Origin of the sequence: Mangrovibacter sp. MFB070, assembly GCF_000705335.1 — a bacterium.
In the GTDB taxonomy this organism is placed as follows: Bacteria; Pseudomonadota; Gammaproteobacteria; order Enterobacterales; family Enterobacteriaceae; genus Mangrovibacter; species Mangrovibacter plantisponsor.
This window is the reverse complement of record NZ_JJMI01000022.1, coordinates 183,504-209,877: the sequence shown is the minus strand read 5'-3', so window position 1 is coordinate 209,877 and position 26,374 is coordinate 183,504. Positions and strand designations below refer to the sequence as shown.

The following is a 26,374-nucleotide window of genomic DNA, read 5'->3' as shown; positions in this document are numbered from 1 at the left end:
CATGAGCCGCTTCGATACCCTGATTGACTGGAATACGTGCGATGCTGAACAACAGCGCGCACTGTTGATGCGCCCGGCAATTTCTGCCTCTGACAGCATCACCCGCACCGTGAGCGAAATCCTCGATAACGTTAAAAATCGTGGTGATGATGCCTTACGCGAATACAGCGCCCGCTTTGATAAAACCGCCGTCAGTGAATTGCGCGTCAGCGAAGCTGAGATTGATGCTGCAGTGGCACGCCTGGGTGATGACGTTAAACAGGCAATGGCTGTAGCGGTCAAAAACATTGAAACCTTCCACCGTGCCCAGCAACTGGCAACGGTTGATATCGAAACATTGCCAGGCGTGCGTTGCCAGCAAGTCACCCGCCCGGTTGCGGCGGTTGGCCTCTACATTCCTGGTGGTTCAGCGCCTTTGTTTTCAACAGTATTAATGCTGGCAACCCCGGCACGTATTGCCGGTTGCCGCCGGGTGGTGTTGTGTTCCCCACCTCCCATTGCTGATGAAATACTCTATGCAGCGCGCCTGTGCGGTGTAAAAGAAGTTTTCCAGGCCGGTGGAGCGCAGGCCATTGCCGCACTGGCATTCGGTACCGAAACTGTACCTGCGGTGGATAAAATCTTTGGCCCGGGCAACGCGTTTGTTACCGAAGCCAAACGCCAGGTCAGCCAACGGCTTGATGGTGCAGCCATTGATATGCCTGCCGGGCCTTCAGAAGTGCTGGTCATTGCCGACAGTGGTGCCAACCCGGATTTTGTTGCCTCTGACCTGCTTTCTCAGGCAGAGCACGGCCCGGATTCACAAGTTATTTTGCTGACACCCGACAGTGATATCGCCAGCCGTGTGGCACAAGCTGTTGAGCGCCAGTTGGCTGAATTGCCTCGGGCAGAAACTGCACGCCAGGCGTTGTCAGCAAGCCGCCTGATTGTGGCGCGCGACCTTGCCCAGTGCGTAGAAATATCCAATTTATATGGCCCGGAACACTTAATTATTCAAACCCGTGAAGCACGCAGCCTGGTTGATGACATCACCAGCGCCGGTTCAGTGTTCCTGGGCGACTGGTCACCAGAATCTGCCGGTGATTATGCTTCCGGAACCAACCATGTGTTGCCCACATACGGCTATACCGCCACCTGCTCAAGCCTTGGCCTGGCAGATTTTCAAAAACGTATGACGGTACAGGAACTGTCGCCGCAAGGGTTTGCCAGCCTGGCACAAACCATTGAAACACTGGCTGCAGCGGAACAATTAACCGCACACAAAAATGCCGTGACATTGCGTGTTGCCGCACTGGCGCAAAACAACAAACAGGGTTGAGGGAAACACAATGAGCAGCAAGTCTATTGAAGCACTGGCACGGGAAAATGTTCGCCAGTTAACACCTTACCAGTCAGCCCGCCGGTTAGGCGGCAAAGGTGATGTCTGGCTGAATGCCAACGAATACCCTACAGCGGTACCTTTCGAACTGACTCAGCAAACCCTGAACCGTTACCCGGAATGCCAGCCTGAAGCGGTTATCACCCGCTATGCCGCTTACGCCGGGCTGAATAAAGACCAGGTTCTGGTTAACCGCGGAGCCGATGAAGGTATTGAACTGGTAGTGCGGGCATTTTGTGAGCCAGGCCAGGACGCCATTATGATTTGCCCGCCCACCTATGGCATGTACAGTGTGAGTGCAGAAACCATTGGTGTGGAATGCCGCAAAGTTCCGACTCTCGCCAACTGGCAGCTTGACCTGCCCGCCATGCAGGCACAACTGGATGGCGTGAAAGTGGTGTTTGTGTGCAGCCCGAACAACCCGACCGGCCAGGTGATTAACCCGGAAGACCTGAAATCGCTGCTGGAAATGACCCGTGACCGCGCCATTGTGGTTGCCGACGAAGCCTATATTGAGTTTTGCCCACAAGCCACACTGACCACCTGGTTGCAGGATTACCCGCACCTGGTTGTGCTGCGCACCCTGTCAAAAGCGTTTGCTCTGGCCGGGTTACGTTGTGGCTTTACACTCGCCAACAAACCCGTTATCGACCTGCTGTTAAAAGTTATTGCGCCTTATCCGCTGAGCACACCGGTTGCAGATATTGCAGCCCAGGCATTAAGTGAAGCGGGTTTAACCGCCATGCGTGGCCGGGTGGCAGAAATTTTACGCAACCGGCGTGAACTGGTTAGTGCATTACAGGCACTGCCTGGCGTGGAGCAGGTCTACCCATCAGACACTAACTATGTGTTATTCAAGTTAAGTGAGTGCAGTGTTGTCTTTAAATCCCTGTGGGATCAAGGCATTATTTTACGTGACCAAAGTAAACAACCTGGTCTTGGCGGTTGCCTGCGTATCACTATTGGCACTGAAGCCGAATGCCAGCGTGTTGTTACCGCCCTGAACGCATTGTCAGCCAGCATCACAGCGGAGTAAGTATGAGCCAGAAGTATCTTTTTATTGACCGGGACGGCACCCTGATTACCGAACCGCCGGAAGATTTCCAGGTGGACAGCTATGCCAAACTCGCCTTTGAGCCCGGTGTTATTCCCGCGCTGTTGCAACTGCAAAAAGCAGGCTGGCAGTTAGTGATGGTCACCAACCAGGATGGCCTTGGTACCAGCAGCTACCCACAGGCAGACTTCGATGGCCCACACAACCTGATGATGCAGGTTCTTAGCTCACAGGGCGTAAAATTCGAAGAAGTTCTTATCTGCCCGCATTTCCAGCAGGACAACTGCGCCTGCCGTAAACCTAAAACCGGGCTGGTCGAAAAATACCTGGCTCGCGGGGTAATGGATGCCGCCAACAGCTATGTAATTGGTGACCGCGCAACCGATATCGCACTGGCGAACAATATGGGCATTCAGGGGCTGCAATATGCGCCAGATAACCTCAACTGGGCCGATATCTGCACCAAACTTACCCAGCGCGACCGCTACGCGCGGGTTGAGCGTAATACCCGGGAAACCCAAATTGACGTACAAGTGTGGCTGGACCGCGAAGGTGAAAGCACCATCAATACTGGCGTGGGTTTCTTCGACCATATGCTGGACCAAATTGCCACCCACGGCGGGTTCCGTTTATCCGTAAAAGTCCATGGTGACCTGCACATTGACGACCACCATACCGTTGAAGATACCGGCCTGGCCTTAGGTGAAGCACTGCGTGTGGCACTGGGCGACAAACGTGGTATTGCGCGCTTTGGTTTCGTGCTGCCGATGGATGAATGCCTGGCCCGCTGTGCAATGGATATCTCTGGCCGCCCGCACCTGGAATATAAAGCCGAGTTCAATTACCAGCGCGTGGGCGACCTGAGCACCGAAATGGTTGAGCACTTCTTCCGTTCGCTCTCTTATACCATGGGCGTGACATTGCACCTGAAAACCAAAGGTAAAAATGATCACCACCGCGTTGAAAGCCTGTTCAAGGCCTTTGGCCGCACGCTGCGCCAGGCCATTCGCGTGGAAGGGGATACACTGCCTTCGTCAAAAGGAGTGTTGTAATGAATGTCGTCATTATTGATACCGGGTGTGCCAACCTGTCGTCTGTACGCTCTGCAGTACAACGCCTGGGCTATGAGCCAGCCATCAGTAAAGATGCAGATGTTATCCGCCAGGCAGATAAACTGATCCTGCCCGGCGTGGGCACTGCTCAGGCCGCCATGGACCAGTTGCGTGAACGCGACCTGGTAGAGCTGGTGAAAACTGCCACTCAACCCTTACTGGGAGTTTGCCTGGGCATGCAGTTGCTCGGCACCGCCAGTGATGAAAATAACGGCGTGGAAACTCTGGGGCTGGTTGACCAGCCGGTACTTAAAATGAAGGATGCTGGCTTGCCCTTGCCTCACATGGGCTGGAACAAGGTTTACCCTAAAGCCGGTGACCGTCTGTTTCGTGGCATCGAACCGGGTGCCTGGTTTTACTTTGTCCACAGTTATGCGATGCCCGTATGCGCCAACACCATTGCACAATGCAGTTACGGCGAAGCCTTCACCGCCGCCGTGCAAAAAGACAACTTCTTCGGCGTGCAGTTTCACCCCGAACGTTCTGGTTCCGCCGGTGCGCAGTTGCTGAAAAACTTTCTGGAGATGTAAGCGAGATGATTATTCCCGCACTGGATTTAATTGATGGCAAAGTGGTTCGCCTGCATCAGGGCGATTATGGTCAGCAGCGCGACTACGGCAGCGATCCACTGCCCCGCCTGCAGGCCTACGCGGGTATGGGTGCGCAAGTGTTGCACCTGGTTGATTTAACCGGCGCGAAAGACCCGGCGAAACGCCAGATTCCTTTACTGCAAAACCTGCTGGCGGGTGTTGATGTTCCGGTTCAGGTTGGTGGTGGTGTGCGCAGCGAAGATGATGTAGCCGCCCTGCTGGACGCTGGCGCAACCCGGGTAGTGGTAGGCTCAACCGCCGTGAAATCCCCAGAAACGGTTGAGCAATGGTTCACTAAATTCGGCGCTGATGCGCTGGTGCTGGCTCTGGATGTGCGCATTGACGGCCAGGGTAACAAGCAGGTTGCGGTCAGTGGCTGGCAGGAAACCTCCGGCCAGTCTCTGGAGAATGTTGTTGAGCGCTTTCTGCCTTTTGGCCTGAAACATGTCCTGTGCACCGATATTTCCCGTGACGGTACCCTGGCAGGCTCTAATGTCGGCCTGTACCGCGATGTGTGCGCACATTACCCGCAAGTGGCCTTTCAGGCCTCTGGCGGCATTGGCGGCCTGGCAGATATCGCCGCTTTGCGCGGCAGTGGTGTGGAAGGTGTGATTGTTGGCCGCGCCCTGCTGGAAGGTAAATTTACCGTAACGGAGGCAATCGAATGCTGGCAAAACGGATAATACCCTGCCTGGATGTACGAGACGGCCAGGTGGTAAAAGGTGTGCAGTTCCGCAACCATGAAATTATTGGCGATATTGTCCCCCTGGCCCAGCGCTATGCAGCCGAAGGCGCAGATGAACTGGTTTTTTATGATATCACCGCGTCCAGTGATGGCCGTGTGGTCGATAAAAGCTGGGTAGCCAAAGTTGCAGAAGTCATCGACATTCCATTTTGTGTGGCTGGCGGCATTAAGTCGCTGGAAGACGCGGCACGGATTCTGTCGTTCGGGGCAGATAAAATTTCAATTAACTCCCCGGCACTGGCAGACCCGGCGCTGATTACTCGCCTGGCAGACCGCTTTGGCGTTCAGTGTATTGTGGTGGGTGTGGACACCTGGTTTGACAGTGAAACCGGGAAATACCATGTTAACCAGTATACTGGCGATGAAAGCCGTACCCGCGTCACCCAATGGGAAACACTGGACTGGGTGCAGGAAGTGCAAAAACTCGGCGCGGGCGAAATTGTCCTGAATATGATGAACCAGGACGGTGTGCGTAATGGCTACGACCTGGTTCAGTTGAAAAAAGTGCGCGAGGTCTGCCATGTTCCGCTGATTGCTTCTGGCGGTGCCGGCACAATGGAACATTTCCTCGAAGCATTTCGTGACGCTAACGTGGATGGTGCGCTCGCCGCCTCCGTGTTTCATAAGCAGTTAATCAATATTGGTGAACTGAAAGCGTATCTGGCGCAGCAAGGTGTGGAGATTCGAGTGTGTTAACAGAACAACAACGTGCGCAACTGGACTGGGAAAAAACCGATGGCCTGTTACCGGTTATCGTGCAGCACGCCGTATCCGGTGAAGTCCTGATGCTGGGTTATATGAACCAGGAAGCGCTGGCGCAAACAGAGCAAAATGGCAAAGTGACTTTCTGGTCACGCACTAAACAACGCCTGTGGACCAAAGGCGAAACCTCCGGCCATTTTCTCAATGTGGTAAGTATTACCGCTGACTGCGACAACGACACCCTGTTGGTAATGGCTAACCCCATCGGCCCCACCTGCCACAAAGGGACGTCCAGTTGTTTCGGTGATACTCACCATCAGTGGCATTTCCTGTACGAACTGGAAAGCCTGCTGGCAGAGCGCAAACACGCGGACCCGGCCAGTTCTTACACGGCAAAACTTTATGCCAGCGGCACCAAACGCATTGCCCAGAAAGTGGGTGAAGAAGGTGTGGAAACCGCACTGGCCGCCACCGTGCATGATAAACATGAACTGACGAATGAGGCATCTGACCTGATGTACCACTTGCTGGTTCTGTTGCAGGATCAGGAGCTGGATTTAGGCACCGTGATTGATAACCTGAAATCACGGCATAAATAATCTCTGCTGTTTTCCATGCACAATAAAACGCCGCAACTGTGGCGTTTTATTTGGCTTAATACACCGCGCAGCAAAAAACGTACTGAACCCAAGTGTTGGTGTTAATCATACTGTTAACAACATAATAATCACTAAAATGCGCCGCTATAATTATTCACCGACAGCTTTTGGTATTAAAAATACGCCACCCTGGCAGCACACCTCCTTGCAGGTTTGCGGGCAAACTTATTATTTTTCCTGATAAACAACTATAGAAATAGCGTGTTTACCCCATTTTCTTCCTGCCCTACTCTTCCCAACATTCATGAGCGCAATTATCAGGGAAAGAACAGATGGCGCACATATCCCCAAAACACTTACAAATTCAGTCAGACAAGCTTAACCGTTATTTACTGCTGTTTAAACGAACCACCATTGAAACGGACATCGAGTCGTTTACCGGGCAGGAGGCGCTTAGCGAACCGTTTCGTTATACAGTCCGTTTTACCTCGCCTGAAAAAGATATTCCTGCAGATAACATCATGATGCAGCCAGCCATATTTGTTATACGCCGCCCTAACCCGGATTATTCACGCTACCTGCCAAACCTACCCAAATGGGAATGTTTGCGGGAAATACATGGCATTATTACCACTTTTTCACGCCTGGCAACCAATAAAGATGAATCCTGTTATGAAGCCACAATTGAGCACCCACTGGTATTACTACGCCATTCCCGCCGCTACGCTATTTATCAACAGGTTTCAGTACCAGAGGTTGTCACCCGTATTTTAAAATCCCATGGCCTTCACGGTTATGAAATTAACATGGATAACCTGCTATGGCGTTATCCACAGCGGGAAATGATTGTCCAGTGGGGAGAAACAGACTACGACTTTGTGCTGCGGTTATTATCAGAAAACGGTATCTGGTTCCGGTTTGAGCCTCATGAAAAAGTTGAAAATGTGACAGTTATTGTCTTCAGCGACAGTCTGAAAATGTATATCAGAGGCCATACCATTCAGGCGCTTCCTGAAGCCGGGTTGGTGGGCAACACCTTAACTATTCGCGATATGGTAAGCCATGCACAGGTAACCCCTCGCTCCAGCCACAGCCGTAATTATTACTACCACGATAAAGAAGAACCCTTCCCGGAATCAACCGCAGACAGGGGGCGTGAAGCCCCTTTTACAGTGGGCTGCGATTACCAGTATGGCGACAACACCCAATTCATAGGTAACCGCTATGCAGTGGCACCAGGTGAAATGGCCGAGAGCGCATGGTTTTATGCCCGTATTCGCCATGAGCGCCATTTATGTGCGCGTGTGCAGTTGCGTGCCACAGCAGACGACCCGGCAATTTTGCCAGGAATGCTGGTCAGAATAACCGGTGATACACCACTGGCGTTTCAGCCAGGTTTTCTGGTTACATCACTAACCAGCCAGGGTGGCCGCGGGCACGGTTTTCTGGCGAAATTATCTGGTATGCCAAGAAACGACCTGGTGGTGTGGCGGCCTCCGCACCGCCCCCGTCCGGTCATTGCGGGGACTGTTCCGGCGCGGGTTTCAGGCAAAAACCGCAACGATCGGCTTGCCCGGCCGGATAAATTTGGCCGTTATAAAGTGAAATTTAGTTTTGACCGTGATGAATGGCATAAAGGTGAGGAAAGTATGCCCGTGCGCCTCGCCCGGATTTACGCCGGAGACCAGTTTGGGGTTCACTTCCCGCTGCTTGATAACATGGAGGTTGCGGTTGCTTTTGAAGGTGGCGACCCTGAACGCCCGTATATCGCCCATGTGCTTCATGACGCTTTTAATCCTGATGTCGTTAACGACACCAACAGCACTCGCAATGTTATTCGCACCCATGGCAAGAACAAATTGCGCATGGAAGATAAACAAGGCGAGCAGCATATCAAACTGGCCACTGAACCGGGTAAATCGCAGCTCAACCTGGGGCATATGGTGGATGCTGAGCGCAAACTGCGGGGCGAAGGTGCCGAGTTACGTACCGATAACCATCTGGCGATTCGCTCCGCAAAGGGTATTTTGCTTACTACGTCCCCCCAGCCTGGCGCACTGGGCAAACAACTGGATATGGCTGAGGCCATTCAGCAACTGGAGCAGGCGCTGGTTCTGGCGCGCAGCCTCCAGGGGAGCGCCCAGCAGGCGGGCAGCGATACGGTAGACACCCGTTCGCAACAAGAGGCAAACCAGGCCCTGAGCCACCTGAATCAGCCGGGGGTTATCACCTGGGGCGATGCGGGAATTAGCCAGGTTACCCGCCAGAATTTGCAACTCTCTGCCGGTAAAGATGCCGTGGTAACCGCCGGGAACCATGGTAGTATCAATATTCTGAAAACACTTTCTGTTGCCGCAGGCCAGGGGATCTCTGCTTTCGTGCGTAAAGCCGGGATTAAGCTTATCGCGGCCAGCGGTAATCTTAATTTCCAGGCGCAGCATGGCGCGTTATCTGCGCTGTCCGAGCAGAATATGCAACTCACCAGCAGCAAGGGCGAACTCCAACTCAGCGCCAAACATGGCATATTCCTCCACAGTGGTGGGGGCGGGATACGTATTCACCCTAACGGCAGCGTTGAAATATTTTCACCTGTCAGCATAGACCAGAAATCCCCCACACTGGCGTGGCACCCGGGCGATACCGCCAAACTGGTCGCGCCTGCTTTTAGCCCGGGAGCGTTGGGGCGCAAGGTGCAACTGTGTTGTGCCGGGGAACCAGAGCAAGTGCTGGTAAACCAGGCGTTCAGAATAAAAAGAGCCGACGGCTCGGTGGTTGAAGGCAAAACCGATGCCAACGGGCACTCGCCACTCCTTTCTTTGACCGAAACAGAAGCCTGCGTTGTTTCACTCAAACGGGAAGCCAAACAATGAGTACGCATAAGGATAATGCCAGCCCGGTTTACAACAACCCCGAACTGGGGAACTTTATTGGTGTGCCGGTTGAAACCAGCGGTGCCATGCTGGTGCAACAATTTACAGCGGGCCGGCCACTGCCCTGTATTGTGATTCTGGTTCATGGGGTAAACGACACGGGTGAAGCCTACCAGCACCAGGAAAAAGGCATTATTGCCGGGCTGAACACCCGCCTTGCACGTAGTGATCTGCATAGCCACCAGTGGGGCGACCTTGACGGGCAGACCGATTTGAGCAACCCGCCGCAACGTATTACTGCCAGTGGCCGCTCACCGGTAATACCCTTCCACTGGGGCTACCGCCCGGTAGACCACGCCACCTGGGTTGAAGACCAGCAGCGCTACCGGGAAGAAGTGCGTAAACTGGGGCCGGACGCCATGCTGCCTTATGATGCCTGGCTGGAAAATGATGCCAAACGCCTGAAAAAACTGAACCCTGAAGGGCGCGGTTTTCTTAACGACAACTTTGGCAATGTTCTTAATCTGGCCGGGGCAAAAGATGGCGGCACCTTTGCCAACGCCACTACCTGCCTGCCCGACATGCTGGGGCCAGGTGCCAGTGGCGCTGCCACCTGGCTTGCCGGTGCTTACAGCCGCCACCCAAAATTCAACCATAATGATTTCACCCACCCGATTTACCAAAACCCGCACCGCATTTACCAGTTTTTTGCCGCCCAGCGCCTGGCGGATTTAATCCTGGCAATTCGCGAAAATGAAAGCACACGTTACGACACCATTAATATTGTGGCCCACAGCCAGGGCACCCTGCTGACGATGCTGGCCAATATGCTGGTTAAACAGGCAGAAATTGACCCTGCCGACTGTGTGATTCTGTGCCATTCGCCCTACTCCCTTGAACAACGCTTTATGGAAAACCGCCTGCCCGGCCGCCAGCAGACCACCCGCGCCCGCCAGCAAACCTTCGTCAACTTCTGCAACATGATGGCCACTAACCCGAAATATGCCCCGGACGGGCGTTATCCCCCTGGTTTTCTCCAGGCTATGGTGGACGACGGCACGCTGGGGCTGAACCACCGCTGGCACAGTGACCCACGCTACAGCCGTAATAATTATGGCCGGGTATACAACTACTTTTGCCCGGACGACGGTACTGTTTCGCTTATCAATGTGCAGGGCATGGGCTGGCGTGGCATTCCGGACGCCCTTGCCCGCAGGCACCCCAATCTGTTCCAGCGCGTCTTCAGCCAGCGCTACCCAGTGGGCGGGAACCCGGCTCAGGCACCGTTTGAAAAACTCCCTGAACAGCCTGGCGATTTTATCTACGACAGTTGGCCCACCAATGCCAGTTACCCATGGAACAGTGAGGTCACCGTTAACGGTGAAGCCCTGCCTGAAGTGTTTACCTTTACCCTGATGGGCCATACCCCGGATGAAGGCAAGCAACGGTACCACAGCGGTATTGGGGGCGAAGACCGCTACATTGACTATTCTGCCCGGTCAAAGAGCCTGGTGTGGCAGGTGAAGGAAACCCGCAAGGTCATCAACCTGTATGGCAACCCACCCCGCCCTGGGCAGAAACTGACCGATAAAGAGATTGCGGGCATTAACACTCATTACAAAACCACCTTTACCTCGGGTTATGTGGGTGGCAACCCGCAGCATAGGGAGTATGTATTGTTTCGCAACAAGACGGATGAAGAGATTGACCAGATGGAGAAATATGGCGACCCGGTAAAACTGAGCCAGCACTCATCAATCGTGATGAGCCCGGATGTGCCCGAGAAAGTAATGGCCTGGGATCTGGCCATAGGCAACTGCATGGCCTTTGAAAACCCGGATTTCTGGCAACGCCTGATTCGCCAGGCCGACTGGCGACACTGGAATAACCCGGATGAATTTACCAAAAAGTATTACAAAACGGGTGAATTACCAGAGAAAAACACAAAAGACTTTATGAATAAGCCCAATGATATTTTACCCAGTGGAGAGTTTGGTGTTGTTAATGAATATGCACCTGCAGAGCGCACAGAACCCCCGCGCCACCCACGAGACCCGCACCCACAAGTTACCCCCCTGCCCCAGTGGGATATGCCCGCCCCGGCGGGTACCCCGTTGCCCAATGCCAGCCACAGATGGAGCAAACCATGAACCCGGTTAAAAAAAGAGTATTTCGGCGTAGCCTGTTAGCGCTACTGGCCTGCGGGTTACTCACTGCCTGCCACCCACGCCAGCCACCGGTGCAGGTGGTGTACCGCTTCGATGAGCACCGCTGGCTGGAGCTTAAAGGCTGGCACTGCAGAGGGGAGCTGTGGTTTGTTGACCAGCAACGGGGTATTCGCAGCCAGGTCTGGTTCCAGTTTTACCGTATTTTTACCAAACCCTATATCAATGCCTCTGAACGCTATATCGCCATTCCCTCCTGGGGCATGAACGGTGTGATGAGTATTTCTAAAGACTACGGGCGTACATGGCAAAATTCATCCGTCACAGGCGATGAAGATGACGGTACCACAAGCCCCTCTTACGATGACATCGTCTCACTTACCGTGGTTAATGATCAGGGCTTCCTGCTGACCAGGCAGGGCCGGATTTATATGTCCTCCCACCCCTTTGATGACCCTAGGCTGGCGCCCGGTGGCCCCGGTATCGATTACACCATTATGTTTCGTGGCAAACCCCGTCAGTACCATATTTCACCCCGTTCCCCCGGGAGAGGGTGGGGCCTTGAATATATCGACCCGCCAAGGGTGCTCAACCAGCTGGTTTATAAACATTACACCAACTTCCAGAACCTACCGGAAACCATTCCCGAAGTGAAAGATTACCGTGGCTGGACACATATGCGCTGCGATTTGGGTGCCGGGCTGTAACGGCCCGTTTGCCACGGCGTAAATACGGATAACACCATAAGGAAACATTATGTGCAAAGGCGTGCCATTCCACTTACGGATCTGCCTGTTACTGGCCTGCGGGTTACTCACTGCCTGCCACCCGCGCCAGCCACCGGTGCAGGTGGTGTATCGCTTCGATGAGCACCGCTGGCTGGAGCTTAAAGGCTGGCACTGTGAAGGTGAACTGTGGTTTGTTGACCAAAAAAATGATATCCGCAGCCAAATTTATTACCAGTCTTATCGGATATTCACTCGTAAACTGATTAACACATCGGAGCGGTATATGGCTGTGCCTATTTGGGGTGAGGCCGGTATGCGAGTTTCCAAAGACTATGGAAAAACATGGCAAGGCGTTAAGTTCAAAGGCGATGAAGATGACGGTACGGAAACTCCCTCTTACGATGACATCGTCTCAGTTACCGTGGTTAATGATCAGGGCTTCCTGCTGACCAGACAGGGCCGGATTTATATGTCCTCCCACCCCTTTGATGACCCCAGGCTGGCGCCCGGCGGCCCCGGTATTGATTACACCATTATGTTTCGTGGCCAACCCCGTCAGCGCCATACCTCACCGCAATTCCCGGGACCAGGGTGGGGCCTTGAATATATCGACCCGCCAAGGGTGCTTAACAAGCTGGTTATCCAATATAAAACCAACTTCCAGAACCTGCCGGAAACCATTCCCGAAGTGAAGGATTACCGCGGCTGGACACATATGCGCTGCGATTTGGGTGCCGGGCTGTAACGGCCCGTTTGCCACGGACACGGACAACACCAGAAGGAAATATTATGTGCAAAGGCGTGCCATTCCACTTACGGATCTGCCTGTTACTGGCCTGCGGGTTACTCACTGCCTGCCACCCGCGCCAGCCACCGGTACAGGTGGTGTACCGTTTTGATGAGCACCGCTGGCTGGAGCTTAAAGGCTGGCACTGTGAAGGCGAGCTGTGGTTTGTTGACCAGCAGCGGGGCATTCGCAGCGAGGTCCAGTCCCAGTTTTACCGTATTTTTACCAAACCCTATATCAATGCCTCTGAACGCTATATCGCCATTCCCTCCTGGCGCACGAGCGGTGTGATGAATATATCTAAAGACTACGGGCGTACATGGCAAAATTCATCCGTCACAGGCGATGAAGATGACGGTACCACAAGGCCCGCTTATGATGACATTGTCTCACTGACCGTGGTGAATGATCAGGGCTTCCTGCTGACCAGACAGGGCCGGATTTATATGTCCTCCCACCCCTTTGATGACCCCAGGCTGGCTCCCGGCGGACCCGGCATTGATTACACCATTATGTTCCGTGGCAGGCCCCGTCAGTACCATATTTCACCACAATTCCCGGGACCAGGGTGGGGTCTTGAATATATCGACCCGCCAAGGGTGCTTAACAAGCTGGTTCATAAACATCAAACCAACTTCCAGAACCTGCCGGAAGCCATTCCGGAAGTGAAAGATTACCGCGGCTGGACACATATGCGCTGCGATTTGGGTGCCGGGCTGAAATAGTACCTTAACGCTTTTCAACAAAACCAGATTTCTTTCAAATCATTAACCAATACACTTATAAAGGGATTTTCAGATGATTCGACAACGTGTTATTCGCCTTGGCGATAAACTCAGCAGAGGCGGTTCAGTTACCCAGGCCAGTGGTGCGCTCTTTGGAGGCATACCTGTTGTACTGGCGGGCGATCAGGCACTATGCGCCATTCACGGCCCAACCGTAGTTACAGAAGGTTACCCGGGATGGATAATGAATGGCCGCCTTGTCGCCGTTGAACAATGCCATACACAATGTGGTTGTTCACTCATCTCTTCCTTAGCCGATGCCGGGGTATGCTGAATGATATACTTACGTCATCCTTTACCCGAAAACCCTTATCCCAGTGCGGATACGCTTCATTTCCCTCACAAAACAGCCTGGATTACGGTACTGTGCACCACCATCGTTGTGCTGGTACTCGGTTTAACAACACTGGATGAAACCACGCTTACCTTATCCAGGTTGGTGCAAAAAACCGTGCTACTCCCGTTTCTTTCCGGGGCTCTGGTTATAAGCCTGTTTCTCTGTGCCTATTTATTCAGAAAACTACGGCACTGGAACCGTGACTCGCTTTATGAACAGCATCGTATATGGTGGAAAGACAAAACATCTGAGACGATACAAATCGCTGAGCACGCTTCTCTCTTCCCGGTAGATAATGCAACACTAAAAATACTGAATCTGGAGGGAGACATGCCCGCCAGTAAAGATATTCCCCGAAAACTACCTGTCACGCCAGATGAACATGATGGTCTTAGCCGCCTCCAGCAGGCATTGTCTTTACTCCTGAAAAAACTGTCGTTTTCTGCAGTACAACAGCCTGAAGCGCTAAGTGAAGTATGGTTATTTATTCGCCATGGCAATGAACAGGTATTTCAGGATGCCATCACACTGTTCAGCCAATATTACCCACAGTTTCACAAGGTGACTTTCCACACCCAGGCGACCACTCCAGACAGAAACATGCTGGATAAGTGGATAACAGATGGTTTCAAGGGTTTCAGGCTACTGATTACGCTGGAGCTCCACACTGAACCAGAAGATGCATTTTGTGAGCACGGTACAGCCTTCTTGTTCTGCTGGAATGAGCAAGTGGCATCACAGCATGTCCCGGTCTGGTACTTTAGCAGTGTCACCAGCCCATTAAATACGTTAACAAAAACAGTACAAACACTGTTTACCACTGAACGGGTACCTGGCACTGAGTTACGCCGTTTGTGGCGCACCAACATCAATGGAGAAGGCAAATATTTACTGGAGGAGGCCATAAATGCCGCAGGGCTTCCCCCCAGTAGCCAAAAGTGGCATACCCTGCAACCTACTGACCAATGGAGTACGGGGTATTCCTGGCTTATGTTGGAATGGGCCGCCAGTGCGGTTCGCCATGGCCAACAAGGGCAGCTACTGGCGGCAGCGCCTTCACTCAGTGAAATCAATGTCACCCACCTGAGCAGCTATGTGCCTTACCAGGAAACTGACTATGAGACATGGGAAGCTCAAAGCTTTAAATATACCCTGTTCGCCTCGCTTTCAATGGGGTTATGTACCATTCTCGCCAGTAACTTATTGAGCTTCATCTTTTTAACAGGAACCGCGGAGGGAAATATATCTGATGCCTTGATTTTTAGTGTGTTAGCGCTCTATATCATCATATTGGTGGTAATTTTATTCAACGAGCTCAGGTACCAAAGACAATTATTCAGACAGCTGAAATTCTACTATGACTAAGCTAAGCCCAAAAGCCCGGTGACTCCCGGGCGACAAACCACCCGTTATCTATTAGCCCCGAACCACTTCCATAGCAAATGCTTATACTTTACATATTACCCTCAGGTTTATTGTGCCATTGCCGATAGCACTTTCAGGATTCAATAAAAAAAACCTGCATCACTACCCTGCATAACTTTCTGGCTCCCACCGGCACAGAAGCGCATTAGCCGTTTCTGGCCCCTGGCCGCTGTGCGCAAGTGTTCTATTTGAGTGTTAAGGAGTCTGTATGCGATTAATTCCGGCGCGTTTATCCGGGAAGTTGCTTTCCGGTGGTGTCATCATTCTGGCCGTCACAGTGCTGATTGTGTATTTCACCATGCAGTGGTTCGCCCGGCCGCGAATCATTGATGCCAGCAACGAACTGATTCTCCAGGCGGGAAATAACCTGACCGCCAATATTGACCAGCAACTGAAAAAGATTGAAGGCCAGGCCATCAGTATGGCCCGCCTGGCGGAACAACTTCCTCACCAGGATGCGCTCTACAAAGACGCATTACCGGGCATGATAGATGCCCAGCAAAACGACACCATTGCGGGCGGCGGTATCTGGCCAGAGCCAAATGCCTTCAGCGAAGGTGAGGCCCGGCACAGCTTTTTCTGGGCCCGGGGAAGTGACGGTAAGTTGACCTTTTCCAATGGCTATAACGACCCGTCCACTGCGGATTACCATAACGAAAGCTGGTACACCGCAGTGAAAAGCGCACCGGGAAACCAGTGTACCTGGTCTGAAGTTTACCAGGACCCGGTCTCTGGCGTGAATATGGTTACCTGCAGTGTGCCTTACCACAATGCAGCAGGCCAGTTTGCCGGGGTCGCCACCATTGATGTCCAGCTTGATAATCTCGGCGCCTACCTGCAAAAAAGCGGTACGGTGACAGGCGGCTATACCTTTGTACTGGATGCCACCAAACAACTTATTTTTTCTCCTGCCTCACATGAAAAACAGTTGATGTCGCTGGCACAACTGGCGGAAAAACAGCCCTGGCTCGCACCGGTCAATAACGCCGTTAACCAGTTTCACGATGAAGCCAGTGTTACCGCCGTGGCTAACCTGAAAGACCCGTTACTGGGTGAGCATGCGCAGGTCAGCCTGTTCCGCATGAAAGGGACTGGCTGGGTCATCGGCCTGGTTACCCCGGATGCCAGAGTATCGGGCCTGGCCGCAACCATTACCCACGGTATTTTGTTGATTCTGGTTCCCGTTCTGGCTGTACTGATGCTGGGTTTCTGGGTAATCAGTAAAACTATTACACGCAGGCTGAATGCCACACAGCAGGCACTGCATGAAATTGCCCATGGCGATGGCGACCTGACCCGGCGGCTCGACGATAGCGGTGAAGATGAATTAGCGGGGATTGCACACTCCTTTAACCAGTTTGCCGATAAAATTGCCGGTGTGGTGCGTAGCGCCCAAAGCACCAGTGAAATTGTCGCCCGGGGGGCAACCTCGCTGGCAGACAACAACAGTGGGCTGGCGGATAAAATCGCCGGCCAGGCTGCTGCTCTGGAAGAAAGTGCGGCAGCAATGGAGCAACTGAATGCCACCGTGCGCCAAAATGCCGACAACGTGCGTATTGCCGACCAACTGGCCGAAAAAACAGCGGGTACCGCACAACAAAATGACCAGGTAATGAAGCAGGTTATCAGTTCCATGAATAATATCCGCCAGGCTTCCGGCCGGGTGGGTGAGATCCTGCGTGTTATTGATGACATTACCTTCCAGACTAATATTCTGGCACTGAACGCCTCGGTAGAAGCCGCCCGTGCGGGGGAACAAGGGCGCGGCTTTGCTGTTGTGGCGGGAGAGGTGAGGTTACTGGCACAACGCAGTGCCACAGCATCTCATGAAATAAAGGCTCTGATTGATGATTCTAACAACCATGTGTTGGCCGGAAGCCAGTTTATCGACAATGCAGGAAAACAACTGGCGCAACTGGTCAATGATGTGGACCAGGTGAAAAATATTATGGCGGAAATACGTGTTGCCGGTGATGAGCAAAGCAAAGGGATTGATGAAGTCACCCGGGCGGTCAGCCAGATGGAACAGACCGTAGCAGAAAACCTCACCACAATTAACCAGACCGCTCATAACACCGCATTGTTGCGCCAGGAAGCGCAGGAGCTCGCCAGCGAAATAGCCGTGTTCCGTGTTAGTGAGCAGGTACAGGAAACACCAGTGGTTCAGATGAGGACTGTGCAGGTATCTGCCCTGCCGGCACCAGTATAACCTGCCTGAATGGCACAGGATGGTGCCATTTCCTGTTAGCGTTCACCGCACTTTTTATAGCAAGAGAGCCTGTCACCTGGCTCTCAGATTGATGAAAAAGAAGGGAAAAGCGTGGTTTTCCCTTCTTTTTAGTGAGCAGCCGAAAATCAATGAATTGATTTTCCTGGTTTTTATTGGGTGACACCCTCTCGCTCTGTGCGGAAATGAGGTTTGTCACCAGGCTCGCTTTATTTCTTTCAGAGCGCAAAAGCGCCCGATACTGGCAAAGATTAATTACCCTGTAAGCTGGCTATCATCTGGCGTTCATCCAGCCAGGCAAGCAATGCCTGTGGTGTCATTGGCCGGGCAAGCAAATACCCTTGTACTACCGGGTACCCCTGGTCACGCAGGCGGTTAAATTGCTCGCAAGTTTCCACCCCTTCTGCCACCACTGTGAGCCTGAGGCTTTCCCCAATGCCCATAATTGCTTTACTGAGGGAGCAGGCGATTTCATCGTTTTCCAGGTCAGCCACAAAGCTGCGGTCCAGTTTCAGCTCACTAAACGGTAACCGGCGCAAATAACTCAGGCTGGAATAACCCGTACCAAAATCATCCATTGATAAGCGGACTCCCAGCGCATTGACCTCATTCAGGCATGTCACGGTATTAACGTTGCTGTCCAGCAGAACACTTTCTGTCAGTTCCAGTGTGAGGTGATGAGGCTCCAGCCCATGTTTTTCGAGGATCCTTGCCACGGTATCTGGCAATGACAGGTCATGAAAACTGGTGGAAGAGAGATTAACCGAGACCGCCGGGACCGGAATGCCCTGAGCCTGCCACTCAGCAAGCTGTGCACAGGCAGCATCCATCGCCCAGAGACCTAACGCGGCAATCAGCCCGCACTCCTGCGCCAGGGGAATAAAACGCGAAGGCGGCACCATACCAAACTCAGGGTGATACCAGCGAGCCAGCGCTTCAACGCCATAAATACTGTTATCACTGAGTGTAATTTGTGGCTGGTAATAGAGCTGCAACCCGCCTTGCTTCACGGCCTGGCGCAGAGCGCTCTCCAGCCGCATACGCTCCTGGGCTGTTTGCCCCATATCGTTGCTGAAAAAGGCCCACTGCCCACGGCCACTACTTTTAGCCTGAGACATCGCAAGGTCAGCATGCTGAATCAGCTCATCCACGGTTTTGCCATCGTTCGGGAACATGGCGATACCAATAGTTGCCGTGACTGACAGCGGCGTGCCGGACAACTCCAGCGGCTCATGGAGTACCGCCTGCAAGCGGGATACCGCTTCCTGAACCTGGTCTTTGTCGCACTGTGGCATCACCACCAGGAATTCGTCCCCGGAAAGGCGGCCTGCAATGTCCGTTACGCGTAATGCACATTGCAGTCGCTGCGCAACCTGTACCAGGACATCATCGCCTAACTGGTGGCTGTATGAGTCATTAATCTGCTTAAAGCGGTCCAGGTCAATAAAGAGCACGGCAACGGCTTCGTTGCGATGTGCTGCCGCTTCAATTTCCTGGTCCAGTTTAGCCTGTAACAAACTGCGGTTTGGCAGCCCAGTCAGGCTGTCGTAAAACGCCAGTTGGCTAATACGCTGGCGCGCATGCTCACGGGTCAGCGCCAGTGAACATAAGTGGGTTGAGACATCAATCAGATACTGGTGCAGCAGTGAGATGCGTTCGGTTAGCGGCTGGCGGAAATAGAAAGCAAAAGTGCCAATCACTTTGCCCTGATTGTTACGCACCGGTGTTGACCAGCAACCGATATAGCCCAGCGGCAAGATTTGGTCACGGAAGGGCTCCCAGCGAGGATCGGTTGCGATATCAGTAACCATCACGGGCTGGTTATACCATGCGGCCGAGCCACAGGAACCCACGTCAGGGCCAATCCGTAACCCTTCAAGCTGGCGTGAGAAGGATTTTGCCATTCCTGGGCCTGCCAGAGGGAACAGACGCCCCTGGTTATCCAGTTCAAGAATGGTGGCTGTGATATCCGGGGCGATGCGCTCAACTTCATTACAAATCAACTCCAGCACATCGACCAGTGGGCGTTCCTGCACCAGCGCTTCCAGCACCTGTTGCTGCAGAGTTTCATAGATTTTACTGTGTGTGACACTGTGCACCATCCACACCTGGTGCGACACTTGCCGGGTCTGGGTATTAACTATTGGGTAGCAAACCAGCCTTACCCAATGCTGATGCTGGTTTTTGTCCTGAATCAGGTATTCGCCTTCCAGAGGCTCTCCGGCGCTAAGCTCACGGATAACCGCCTGGCGGGCAGACTCATCAATCCCGCCCAACAACAATTCAACCGGGTTCATCCCATTGAGCCCGTTAAGTTCCCAGCCCAGCAACTGTGTGAAGCCTTTGCTGACATAGCGAATATGGCCGTCACCATCACTCACCATCACAGCAGTGTGGATGACTTCAGTCACCTGGAATTGTTGGTACATCAGAGCGGGTTGTTCAAAATCGTGGCGGGTCTGGTCGGTTGCCGGGCGAACAAGCGCCAGTACGCCTGTTATCTTGCCACTCATGTCCGCGACTGGTACCCAGGTGACATCAACCCAGATAAGACGGCCTGTTTTGTGCAACGCAATAATCACGCCGGAGCCTGAAATACCGCGCATTAAATCCTGCCACAGCACAAGGTAGCGTGGGTGGCTGGCAAAATCAGGCAGGCAGAATTCGCTATGGTGACGCCCTATTACCTCTGCGGCCTGGTAGCCAAACAGATGTAATAAATTATCATTTACCTGGCGCACGCATCCATTGCCATCGAACTCAGCAATGGCAAGTACGTCATCAAGCGCTTGTAGCTGGCTCAATGCTGGCGTAACACCCTGCCCACTCGTTCCGGCATTGTGTATTTTTTCGTACATGGCATCAGCCCTTTCGTCTTGAAGCAAAACCGTCCTTCACCCGGACTGTTATCATCGGTTTTTATTCACCCATTGCTGCAACCTGGATTTACGGCTCAAGAGGGATGCACCGAAAGGTATTGGAAGTATCGGCACTAACTGCTGTTACTTTAGACAATGCTTCACAGTCTTTGGCTATCCCGCGGTAATAAAACTAAAGATAGTCCACATGATTAATAACAGGAGAAAAAACAAACAAACACCATTACAGAGGTGTAAAAATGATGGAAGCACCCGGTACTGGAGCAGTTTTTACCGTGTGTTGCGCCTGGTACATAACAGGTGCATGATGAAACTTCACAGTCAGCCCCCCTTCTTCTACTTATTCTGTTGGGAACAAAATGCAGTCACTTAATGACCAGTCCTGGCTGGCAGTTATTGCTAATGCCAGCGACGGAACGTTGCGCACCTGGCATATTGATGGCGCAGGGCTTACCCCTGAACAATGCCTGCCCGCAGGTAACACACCAATGCCGTTGGCATCCGGTGCCGGAGGTTCATTGTTTGTTCATACGCGTGGCGGGCAAAGAACAATTTGCCATTTTAGCCGCCGCCCCCAGTCCGGTTATACACAGCCACCTGGCATAGTCCCCGTTGATAACGACCTGGTGTACATTGCCGTCTCGCCCGATGAACGCTATCTGTATGGTGTTTCATATGTAACGAATCAGGTGATTGTTTATGACCTTCACGCACTTAAGCGTGGAGAGTGCCGCCTGGTTACAACGGCTGATGGCATTGCGCATGCCCATTGTGTGGCGCTGTCACCCGACGGGCGGTTTGTTTATGTTTCTTCACTTTCGCGCGGGTGTATTGAAATACTGCGTTGGGAAGGCGCAACACTGGTGCCGTCAGGCAGCCTGTTTATTGCTAAAGATTTTGGCCCACGCCATCTGCGAATTCACCCTGCCTCGGGCATGCTGTATGCCATCAGCGAGTTTCAGGGGAACATTGCTGCGTTTACTATTGATACCCAGAGTGGTGGGCTGGCGCTGGCGGCCCTGCCTGAACGCCCGGCAGCCTTGTCACATTTGCACACGGGTTTCCCTCGCCCGGGAGTAACCGACAAGGTGCAACCCAACCCGGCAGTGCTGGCAACCTTGTGTTGGGCATCGGAAATTCAGGTCTCTGCTGATGGTGCATTCATCTACACAGCAGAGAGGACATCAGGCAGGATCCTGGTGTGGAAGAAGCAAGATAATGGCGAATTAACCAACATATTTTGGGTAGAGACCGATCCCCAGCCCCGCAGCATTCAGTTAACGCCCTGTGGCACCTGGCTACTCAGTTGTTCGGAAAAAACGCCCCGCATCACGCTGTGGCGCATCAACCGCCGTTCCGGCGAATTACAACTGCATACTCAGTATAACGGGGGAACGGGCGCAAACTATATTGAAATCGTTCCCTGGTAAGCCCGGTGACCACGGGCTTACCAGCCATGGCCGTTCTGTTAACGCACCCGAATGCCTTCGGTAATCATGCGTTGGACACCAGCCACAGTCTCGGCAAAAAATTGCGGGTCACTGAGGTTTTTTCCGGTTACCGCCTCTATTTGCGTGGCAAAATCGGCATAGTGTTGGGTAGTGGCCCAAATCATAAAGACCAGGTGTTGTGGGTCAACAGGTGCAAGTTTGCCACTGGCGACCCAGTCGGCAATAATCGCGGATTTTTCATCCACCAGCTGTTTTAAATCACCCGACAACTCGGCCATTAATAATGGCGCACCCTGCAGCATTTCCAGGCAAAACAAGCGGGATGCCTGAGGGTAATCGCGGGAGACCTCAAGTTTTCTGCGAATGTAATCACCAATCGCCACCAGCGGCTCCTGATCGGCGCTGAAGGACTTGAAAGGCGCCAGCCAAATTTCCAGAATTTCTTTAAGCACGGCCACATACAGCGCTTCTTTAGACGGGTAGTAATAGAGCATATTCGTCTTGGAAACACCGGCCTGTTCTGCCACCTGGTCAAGGCTGGTGCCGTGGATACCATATTGAGAAAAAAGGGCTAACCCGGCGGCCAGAATTGCCTGTTTTTTTGCGGCGACCGCCCGGGAGCGCCGCCCTGTCGTTTTTACCGTTTCACCGGCCATATCTACTCTCCCTGCATGGATGCAGACAGCATAACAAAATCCGCTTCACCTCTCGACAAGCTTCACGAGCCTGCGCTCTGATGGTGCTTTTTTGTGCACCATTTTTGACCAAATAGTCCACTTTATTAACCTTACTTTTTTTGCGTTATTTATTAACTATTTAATAATAAATGATTTTTATTTTTGGCATCACAATTGCAACATTTTCGCTACAGCGTGGTGACAGGAAATGCCGGCAGGATGCCAGGCCCATGCATTTACTCAACCAAGACGTGCGAGGTTCGTGATGAAAATCGGTGTATTCATTCCTATCGGTAACAACGGCTGGCTGATTTCAACCAATGCGCCACAGTACATGCCAACGTTTGAGCTGAATAAAGCGATTGTGCAAAAAGCAGAGCATTACCACTTTGACTTTGCCCTTTCGATGATCAAGTTGCGTGGTTTCGGCGGTAAAACCGAATTTTGGGATCACAACCTGGAATCGTTCACCCTGATGGCAGGCCTGGCTGCCGTAACATCAAAAATTCAGATTTACGCAACAGCCGCAACACTGACTCTGCCTCCGGCTATTGTCGCCCGTATGGCATCCACCATAGATTCCATTTCCGGTGGGCGCTTTGGGGTAAACCTGGTTACCGGCTGGCAAAAACCTGAATACGAACAAATGGGCATGTGGCCGGGGGATGAATACTTTTCCCGCCGTTACGATTACCTGACTGAGTACGTGCAAGTTTTGCGGGACCTGTGGGGTAAAGGCCAGAGCGACTTCAAAGGTGAATTTTTCACGATGAACGACTGCCGCCTCAGCCCGCGCCCGGAGCAACCGGTGAAAGTTATTTGCGCCGGGCAAAGTGATGCCGGAATGGCGTTCTCAGCACAATACGCCGATTACAACTTCTGTTTTGGGAAAGGTGTTAATACCCCAGGAGCCTTCGCTCCCACGGCCGCACGTATGAAAGCAGCGGCAGAGCAAGCCGGGCGTGATGTTGGCTCCTACGTGTTGTTCATGGTGATAGCCGATGAAACAGACGAAGCCGCCCGCGCTAAATGGGAACACTACAAAGCCGGTGCTGATGAAGGAGCGCTGTCCTGGCTTACAGAACAGAGCCAGAAAGATACCCGCTCGGGGAGCGATACCAATGTACGCCAGATGGCAGACCCGACTTCTGCCGTCAATATCAATATGGGTACTCTGGTTGGCTCATGGTCAACCGTCGCCCACATGCTCGATGAAGTGGCGACAGTCTCTGGCTGTGAAGGCGTACTGCTGACCTTTGACGATTTCCTGACAGGCATTGAAAACTTTGGCAAACACATCCAGCCATTAATGACCTGCCGCAAAGCTGTTCTTCCCGCTCAACAGGAGGTTGCCTGATGAAAGATCTGACACTTGAAGCCCGCCCGGAAGCGATTTCGTTTTCCCCCGAACAAAGCGCATTAATTGTTGTGGATATGCAAAACGCCTATGCCAGCAAAGGCGGTTATCTCGACCTTGCCGGGTTTGATGTTTCAGCTACCGGTCCGGTGATTGAAAAAATCAACATTGCCGTCAGTGCTGCACGGGCCGCCGGGATCCCGGTTATCTGGTTCCAGAATGGCTGGGATGAACAGTATGTTGAGGCAGGTGGCCCGGGCTCACCTAACTGGCACAAATCCAACGCGCTGAAAACCATGCGCCAGCGCCCGGAACTGGAAGGCAAATTACTGGCCAAAGGCGGCTGGGATTACCAACTGGTGGATGCGCTTAAACCAGAACCTGGTGACATTTTACTTCCCAAACCCCGCTACAGTGGCTTTTTCAATACCCCGCTCGACAGCATTTTGCGCAGCCGGGGAATTCGCCAGTTGTTCTTTACCGGCATCGCCACCAATGTCTGCGTGGAATCCACACTGCGTGATGGGTTCTTTTTGGAATATTTCGGCATTGTGCTGGAAGACGCCACACATCAGGCAGGACCGGCATTCGCTCAACAGGCCGCGCTATTCAATATTGAAACCTTCTTTGGCTGGGTTAGCGATGTACAAACATTCTGCGACACCCTTGATACCAAACCATTAGCCCGTATTGCATAAGGAACATACCATGCCAAAACAAGTGATTATCCCTGCTGGTACCACAACGCCTATCGCGCCTTTTGTTCCTGGCACACTGGCAGACGGCGTGGTTTATGTTTCCGGCACACTGCCATTTGATAAACAAAACAATGTGGTGTACCCCGGCGACCCAAAGGCACAAACCCGCCACGTTCTGGAAACAATCAAAACCGTTATCGAGACAGCGGGCGGGACGATGGAGGATGTGACCTTCAACGCTATTTTTATCACCGACTGGAATCACTACGCCGCGATTAATGAAGTTTACGCAGAGTTTTTCCCGGGCGATAAACCGGCACGGTTTTGCATCCAGTGTGGTCTGGTTAAACCTGAAGCACTGGTGGAGATAGCCACCACCGCCCATATTGGCAACGGAGCTTCTGCATGAAACTGCACGTCCATGATGCGCCATACCCCGGCGCACCAGTAATGGTGCTTAGTGCCGGACTGGGTGGAAGCGGTAGCTACTGGGTGGCGCAAATCAGCGCCCTCAAAAGCCAATACCAGGTCATCACTTATGACCAGCGCGGTACCGGGGAAAACCAGGCTGAACTCCCGGCTGACTACACCATGGCAATGATGGCCGATGAGTTACACCACGCCCTGGCACACCTGGGTGTAACCCGTTACGCGGTTACCGGGCATGCACTCGGCGGGTTGATTGGCATGCAATTAGCCCTGAGCTACCCACAAGCCATTACCGCACTGGTGATTATTAACGGCTGGTTAAGCCTGAACCCGCAAACTGCACGCTGCTTTGCCACCCGCGAGCAACTACTAAGCAACGGTGGTGCAGCAGCCTGGAACCACGCACAACCGCTGTTTCTCTACCCGGCTGAGTGGCTGGGTGAACAACAGCCACGGCTGGAAGCCGAAGAAGCGTTGCATAATGCCCACTTTCAGGGAGAAGCTAATTTGCGTGCACGCCTGGGTGCCCTGAAACAGGCCAATTTTGCCCACACGGCAGGCCAGATAACCCAGCCGGTACTGTTAATTTGCGCCAGAGACGACTTACTGGTTCCCTGGCACTGCTCACAACTGTTGCATGAGTGCCTTCCGGCAAGCCGCCTGTGTGTGATGCCCTGGGGAGCACATGCCTGTAACGTCACAGCCAGTGACACATTTAACAGTCTGTTACTTGATGGCCTGGCTGAATTACTCCCCGCCATGAGTGAAGCGAAATAAAAGGAGATGTTATGCAAGAAGCTCTGACGCCGGATGCGCTGGCGACACTGTATACTGGGGCGCACACGCACAGCCACTGGCTGGAAAAACCTGTTCCGGACGCGTTACTGGTTCAACTGTATGACCTGGTGAAAATGGGGCCAACGTCTGCCAACTGTTCCCCTGCCCGCTTTTTATTTGTTCGAAGCCCGGAAGGGAAAGAACGCCTGAAGCCAGCTTTGTCCAGCGGAAACCTGGAGAAAACCATGCTGGCGCCGGTTACTGCCATTGTGGCCTGGGACCCGGCATTCTATGAGCAATTGCCCGCACTGTTTCCTCATGCTGACGCTCGCGCCTGGTTCACATCAAGCCCGGCGCTGGCAGAAGAAACCGCCTTTCGTAACAGCAGCCTGCAGGCCGCGTACCTGATAATGGCCTGCCGGGCGCTGGGGCTGGATACCGGCCCGATGTCCGGGTTTGACCAACAGAAAGTTAACGACACTTTCTTCGCGGATTCTGGCTGGAAAAGTAACCTGCTGATTAATATCGGTTATGGCGATAGCAGCAAAGTACATGCGCGCCTGCCGAGGCTGGATTTCGACGTGGCCTGCGGGCTGGAGTAG

At 52.9% G+C, this 26,374-nt stretch carries 23 protein-coding genes; 21 read left to right on the top strand and 2 right to left on the bottom strand.

From position 1 onward, the window contains the following. Position 1 precedes the first annotated feature (1 nt). The 15 genes from hisD (at position 2) to DT73_RS10200 (ending at position 17,486) form a co-directional block, all read left to right on the top strand. Positions 2-1,318 (top strand): histidinol dehydrogenase, encoded by a 1,317-nt coding sequence (gene hisD / locus DT73_RS10270; protein WP_036108757.1) that lies wholly within the window; start codon positions 2-4, stop codon positions 1,316-1,318. A 10-nt stretch (positions 1,319-1,328) separates the two neighbouring features. Beyond that, entirely contained in the window at positions 1,329-2,414 is a 1,086-nt protein-coding gene (hisC, locus tag DT73_RS10265) for a histidinol-phosphate transaminase (protein ID WP_036107984.1), read from the top strand. A gap of 2 nt (positions 2,415-2,416) precedes the next feature. After that, the gene (gene hisB, locus DT73_RS10260) at positions 2,417-3,484 is read left to right on the top strand and encodes a bifunctional histidinol-phosphatase/imidazoleglycerol-phosphate dehydratase HisB (protein WP_036107981.1); all 1,068 of its coding nucleotides are present in this window, start codon (positions 2,417-2,419) and stop codon (positions 3,482-3,484) included. Beyond that, positions 3,484-4,074 (top strand): imidazole glycerol phosphate synthase subunit HisH, encoded by a 591-nt coding sequence (gene hisH / locus DT73_RS10255; protein WP_036107980.1) that lies wholly within the window; start codon positions 3,484-3,486, stop codon positions 4,072-4,074. The genes hisB and hisH overlap by 1 nt, the downstream gene beginning before the upstream one ends. 5 nt (positions 4,075-4,079) lie before the next feature. After that, positions 4,080-4,817: a 1-(5-phosphoribosyl)-5-[(5-phosphoribosylamino)methylideneamino]imidazole-4-carboxamide isomerase gene (gene hisA / locus DT73_RS10250; protein WP_036107977.1), complete on the top strand. Its 738-nt coding sequence runs from the start codon at positions 4,080-4,082 to the stop codon at positions 4,815-4,817. After that, positions 4,799-5,575, top strand: coding sequence for an imidazole glycerol phosphate synthase subunit HisF (gene hisF / locus DT73_RS10245; RefSeq protein WP_036107976.1), 777 nt, complete (start codon positions 4,799-4,801; stop codon positions 5,573-5,575). Before hisA ends, hisF begins: the two co-directional genes overlap by 19 nt. Next, entirely contained in the window at positions 5,569-6,180 is a 612-nt protein-coding gene (gene hisIE, locus DT73_RS10240; protein ID WP_036107974.1) for a bifunctional phosphoribosyl-AMP cyclohydrolase/phosphoribosyl-ATP diphosphatase HisIE, read from the top strand. Before hisF ends, hisIE begins: the two co-directional genes overlap by 7 nt. Before the next feature lie 332 nt (positions 6,181-6,512). Beyond that, positions 6,513-9,050, top strand: coding sequence for a type VI secretion system Vgr family protein (locus DT73_RS10235; protein WP_036107973.1), 2,538 nt, complete (start codon positions 6,513-6,515; stop codon positions 9,048-9,050). Beyond that, positions 9,047-11,200 carry a DUF3274 domain-containing protein gene (locus tag DT73_RS10230; protein ID WP_084172266.1) on the top strand — a complete coding sequence of 718 codons (2,154 nt, stop codon included), beginning with the start codon at positions 9,047-9,049 and terminating at the stop codon, positions 11,198-11,200. Before DT73_RS10235 ends, DT73_RS10230 begins: the two co-directional genes overlap by 4 nt. Then, a complete protein-coding gene (locus DT73_RS10225; protein WP_051691337.1) occupies positions 11,197-11,922 on the top strand; it encodes a hypothetical protein in 726 nt (241 codons plus the stop codon). The genes DT73_RS10230 and DT73_RS10225 overlap by 4 nt, the downstream gene beginning before the upstream one ends. A gap of 49 nt (positions 11,923-11,971) precedes the next feature. After that, a complete protein-coding gene (locus DT73_RS10220; RefSeq protein WP_051691336.1) occupies positions 11,972-12,688 on the top strand; it encodes a hypothetical protein in 717 nt (238 codons plus the stop codon). 44 nt (positions 12,689-12,732) lie between these two features. Continuing rightward, a complete protein-coding gene (locus DT73_RS10215) occupies positions 12,733-13,455 on the top strand; it encodes a hypothetical protein (protein WP_051691335.1) in 723 nt (240 codons plus the stop codon). A 73-nt stretch (positions 13,456-13,528) separates the two neighbouring features. Next, entirely contained in the window at positions 13,529-13,789 is a 261-nt protein-coding gene (locus DT73_RS10210) for a PAAR domain-containing protein (protein WP_036107966.1), read from the top strand. Continuing rightward, positions 13,790-15,217 carry a hypothetical protein gene (locus tag DT73_RS10205; RefSeq protein WP_036107964.1) on the top strand — a complete coding sequence of 476 codons (1,428 nt, stop codon included), beginning with the start codon at positions 13,790-13,792 and terminating at the stop codon, positions 15,215-15,217. Between the two features lie 268 nt (positions 15,218-15,485). Continuing rightward, the gene (locus tag DT73_RS10200; RefSeq protein ID WP_072006936.1) at positions 15,486-17,486 is read left to right on the top strand and encodes a methyl-accepting chemotaxis protein; all 2,001 of its coding nucleotides are present in this window, start codon (positions 15,486-15,488) and stop codon (positions 17,484-17,486) included. 269 nt (positions 17,487-17,755) lie between these two features. Here the strand turns inward: DT73_RS10200 and DT73_RS10195 are convergent, their stop codons facing one another. Next, positions 17,756-20,362, bottom strand: coding sequence for an EAL domain-containing protein (locus DT73_RS10195; RefSeq protein WP_051691334.1), 2,607 nt, complete (start codon positions 20,360-20,362; stop codon positions 17,756-17,758). Between the two features lie 380 nt (positions 20,363-20,742). Between DT73_RS10195 and DT73_RS10190 the strand changes: the two genes are divergently transcribed. Further along, positions 20,743-21,813 carry a beta-propeller fold lactonase family protein gene (locus tag DT73_RS10190; protein ID WP_036107962.1) on the top strand — a complete coding sequence of 357 codons (1,071 nt, stop codon included), beginning with the start codon at positions 20,743-20,745 and terminating at the stop codon, positions 21,811-21,813. A 38-nt stretch (positions 21,814-21,851) separates the two neighbouring features. Here the strand turns inward: DT73_RS10190 and rutR are convergent, their stop codons facing one another. Further along, complete coding sequence (rutR, locus tag DT73_RS10185) at positions 21,852-22,490, bottom strand: HTH-type transcriptional regulator RutR (RefSeq protein ID WP_036107959.1); 639 nt, start codon at positions 22,488-22,490, stop codon at positions 21,852-21,854. A gap of 286 nt (positions 22,491-22,776) precedes the next feature. Here rutR and rutA point away from each other — a divergent pair, with 286 nt between their 5' ends. Genes rutA through DT73_RS10160 form a run of 5 tightly spaced genes read left to right on the top strand, consistent with a single transcriptional unit; the run spans position 22,777 to position 26,374 of the window. Further along, positions 22,777-23,868 (top strand): pyrimidine utilization protein A, encoded by a 1,092-nt coding sequence (gene rutA, locus DT73_RS10180; RefSeq protein WP_036107956.1) that lies wholly within the window; start codon positions 22,777-22,779, stop codon positions 23,866-23,868. Further along, positions 23,868-24,566, top strand: a complete 699-nt coding sequence (gene rutB / locus DT73_RS10175) for a pyrimidine utilization protein B (protein WP_036107953.1) — start codon at positions 23,868-23,870, stop codon at positions 24,564-24,566. The genes rutA and rutB overlap by 1 nt, the downstream gene beginning before the upstream one ends. A gap of 10 nt (positions 24,567-24,576) precedes the next feature. Then, entirely contained in the window at positions 24,577-24,975 is a 399-nt protein-coding gene (gene rutC / locus DT73_RS10170) for a pyrimidine utilization protein C (RefSeq protein ID WP_036107950.1), read from the top strand. Continuing rightward, a complete protein-coding gene (gene rutD, locus DT73_RS10165) occupies positions 24,972-25,772 on the top strand; it encodes a pyrimidine utilization protein D (protein WP_036107948.1) in 801 nt (266 codons plus the stop codon). The genes rutC and rutD overlap by 4 nt, the downstream gene beginning before the upstream one ends. An 11-nt stretch (positions 25,773-25,783) precedes the next feature. Then, the gene (locus tag DT73_RS10160) at positions 25,784-26,374 is read left to right on the top strand and encodes a malonic semialdehyde reductase (protein WP_036107945.1); all 591 of its coding nucleotides are present in this window, start codon (positions 25,784-25,786) and stop codon (positions 26,372-26,374) included.